Source organism: Arthrobacter sp. JCM 19049 (genome assembly GCF_001310435.1).
The window spans coordinates 1-1413 of record NZ_BAXF01000538.1 but is presented as its reverse complement, the minus strand read 5'-3'; the positions used below and the strand labels follow the sequence as shown (position 1 = coordinate 1413).

The 1413-nt window shown below is 69.4% G+C and carries 3 protein-coding genes; 1 reads left to right on the top strand and 2 read right to left on the bottom strand.

Features of this window, described 5'->3' with window-relative positions; all coding sequences use genetic code 11:
- The coding region (locus tag JCM19049_RS14235) for an aldo/keto reductase (protein ID WP_279403273.1) at nt 1-236 on the top strand (236 nt) is incomplete at its 5' end.
- Nucleotides 237-367: 131 nt separating this feature from the next.
- On the opposite strand, the gene JCM19049_RS14230 is transcribed toward JCM19049_RS14235, so the two are convergent.
- Together JCM19049_RS14230 and JCM19049_RS14225 are read right to left on the bottom strand one after the other, a co-directional pair.
- Entirely contained in the window at nt 368-559 is a 192-nt protein-coding gene (locus JCM19049_RS14230) for a hypothetical protein (protein ID WP_054821903.1), read from the bottom strand.
- The coding region (locus JCM19049_RS14225; RefSeq protein ID WP_279403272.1) for a CapA family protein at nt 556-1413 on the bottom strand (858 nt) is incomplete at its 5' end. The genes JCM19049_RS14225 and JCM19049_RS14230, both read right to left, overlap by 4 nt.

Here is a 1413-nt window from a genome sequence, read left to right as displayed (position 1 = left end):
ACAACCCGGCCCTGACCGAGCCGGCGCAGAAGTACGGCAAGACCCCGGCCCAGGTGACGCTGCGCTGGCACGTACAGCAGGGCATCGCCGCCGCCCCGAAGTCCGCGCACCCCCAGCGGCAGCAGCAGAACCTGGACATCTTCGACTTCGAGCTGACTGACGCGGAGATCGAGCGGATCAATTCGCTGGACACCGGCAAGCACGCCCGCCAGGATTCGGAGAGCTTCGGGCACTAGGGTCCACCAGGGCCCACCAACGCCCACCTGGGCCATGAGGGCCGACGAGGGCAACGCCGCGGATCGGATAGTCCCCCGCCCGGTGAGTGCCGCTGGCGAGATGGGGCGCAGTTCCCTGGCGCCGCCGGGTGCTACCTGGTGCCGGCCGGTTCCCAGGGCACCAGTCCGTCCTTGAACGCCCCGTAGGCGTCCACGGTCTTGGTGCTGCGTTCCCGGCTGGCTTCGGCCTGCCCGTCCTCCACGCACCGGCTGGCCTCGGCGACCTGGCACCAGCGCACCGGGTCCTCGGTCAAGAAGTGCGGCACCCAGGCCAGTTCGCTCACCGACCAGTCATCGTCCTGCTGCCGGGTGAACGTGGCCTTGACGCTGATGCCTCCCGGTTCAGCACGGTCGGGGTGGCGTGCTTGGCCACCGAGTTGCCCAGCCCATACACGATCCAGGTGCCCTTGTGCTTTTCGATGGGCAGCACCGAGTGGGTGTGGTGCATGTAGATGAAGTCGAACGCACCGGAGGCGGCCAACGCCCGGCCGAGCTTGCGCTGCTCGGCGGTGGGGCGGTTGGTGTACTCCGCGCCGTCGTGCACGGCGGCCACCAAGACCTGCGCCCCCGCCTCGCGGGCATCCTTGGCCCGCTGGATCAGGGAAGCCGCGGAGATGTCCGTGTCCACCCGCCAGTCGGTGTCCGCGCTCATCCCGTTCAGCGAATAGGTGCCGGCGATGACCCCGAGCTTGACCCCGTCGACCTCCATGATCGGCGGTGCCTCGGCCTCCGCGGCGGTGCGGTAGGAGCCGGTGGAGAACATCCCGGCCTGCTCCAGGGTGTCGATGGTGCGCTTGACCCCGGCGGTGCCGGCGTCCACCGTATGGTTGGTGGCGGTGGTGCACCCGTCATAGCCGACCTGCTTCAGGTCGGTGACGATCTGCGCCGGGACGGTGAACATCGGGTAGCCGCTGTAGGGCGGGACCCCGATCGGGGTTTCCAGGTTGCACAGCGCCGCGTCCGCGTCCTGGATGTACGGCTCCAGCCCGGCCAGCAGCGGGGAGAAATCGTACTTTTGCCCTCCGGTGTTCGCCTCGCGCAACAGCCGCGGGTGCAGCAGCACGTCGCCGGTCAACGCCAGGGAGAAGGACTGCGGTCGGCGCTGGCTCCGGCTCGGTTTCCTGCGGCGTCCCGGTTG